At 55.7% G+C, this 662-nt stretch carries 1 protein-coding gene; it reads left to right on the forward strand.

Annotation, left to right across the window (positions count from 1 at the left end; genetic code table 11):
• Positions 1 to 662 (forward strand): hemagglutinin repeat-containing protein (locus ACGF49_RS24705; RefSeq protein ID WP_387493366.1); only part of this gene is annotated, 662 nt, incomplete at both ends.

The raw sequence follows: 662 nt of genomic DNA on the forward strand, positions 1-662 counted from the left end.
ACGGGTATTAATCTCTCCGTCAGTACCAACCGCGGTAAAGGCAGTGAAAGCGGCAACGGCGTCAGCCATAATGAAACTACGCTGGATGCAGGACAAACCGTCACCCTCAACGCCGGTCGGGATGCGACGCTCAAAGGCGCTCAGGTCAGCGGCGAACAAATTACCGCCGACGTCAAACGCCACCTGACACTCAGTAGCGAGCAGGACAGCAACCGCTACGATATGAAGCAGCAGAATGTCAGTGCCAGCGACAGTACTACTTTCGGTCCACAACCGGGCGGCTCATTCAACCTGAGTGCCAGCCGCGACAAAATCCATAGCAACTTTGACTCCGTACAGGAGCAGACGGGACTGTTTGCCGGTAAAGGCGGCTATCAAGTAAAAGTGGGTGAACACACCCAGCTTGACGGCGCAGTCATTGCCAGTACCGCAGACAAAGACAAAAACACCCTTGATACCGGCACCCTGGGCTTTGGCGATATCAAAAACAAAGCGGATTTTAAAACCGAACACCATAGCGTGAGTATCAGCACGGGCGGCTCAGCAGGCGGCATGATTCTCAGTAATATGGCGGCCAATACCCTGGGCGGCGCTAACCGGGAAGGCCATGCCCAAAGCACCACCCATGCCGCGGTCAGTGACGGTGCCCTGATTATCCGGGA

Origin of the sequence: Photorhabdus sp. RM96S (assembly GCF_042879335.1) — a bacterium.
GTDB lineage: Bacteria > Pseudomonadota > Gammaproteobacteria > Enterobacterales > Enterobacteriaceae > Photorhabdus > Photorhabdus kayaii.